This window comes from Pseudomonas sp. LRF_L74, assembly GCF_965644255.1.
Taxonomy (GTDB): domain Bacteria; phylum Pseudomonadota; class Gammaproteobacteria; order Pseudomonadales; family Pseudomonadaceae; genus Aquipseudomonas.
The window spans coordinates 1-499 of sequence record NZ_CBFFRH010000036.1 but is presented as its reverse complement, the minus strand read 5'-3'; the positions used below and the strand labels follow the sequence as shown (position 1 = coordinate 499).

Annotated in this window: 1 protein-coding gene; it reads left to right on the top strand. The window is 59.3% G+C overall.

The window, feature by feature from the left end; translation table 11 throughout:
* Nucleotides 1-499: AMP-binding enzyme (locus ACSZPK_RS26935; RefSeq protein WP_437884678.1), on the top strand; the 499-nt coding region annotated here is incomplete at both ends.

The following is a 499-nucleotide window of genomic DNA, read 5'->3' as shown; positions in this document are numbered from 1 at the left end:
CGCACGGGCGATCTTGCCAAGTACCGCGCGGACGGCGTGATCGAATACGTAGGGCGTATTGATCATCAAGTGAAGATCCGCGGTTTCCGTATCGAGTTGGGCGAGATCGAAGCGCGTCTGCAAGAGCAGGAGGTTGTGCGCGATGCGGTAGTGCTGGCCCAGGAAGGGCCGAGCGGGCAGCAGTTGGTTGGCTATGTTGTCCCGACAGATGCAGGGATCATCAATGACCCAGACACTCAATCCCTACTGCGTGACACGATCAAGCAGTCGCTGAAAGCGAACCTGCCGGACTACATGGTGCCAGCGCATCTGTTGTTCCTTGAGAAATTGCCGCTGACGCCGAACGGAAAGCTGGACCGCAAGGCGCTGCCGAAGCCGGATGCGAGCTTGCTGCAGCAAGGGTATGTGGCACCGCAGAGCGAGCTTGAGCAGAGGATCGCGGCGATCTGGGCGGATGTGCTGAAGCTTGAGAAGGTGGGGCTGACGGACAACTTCTTCG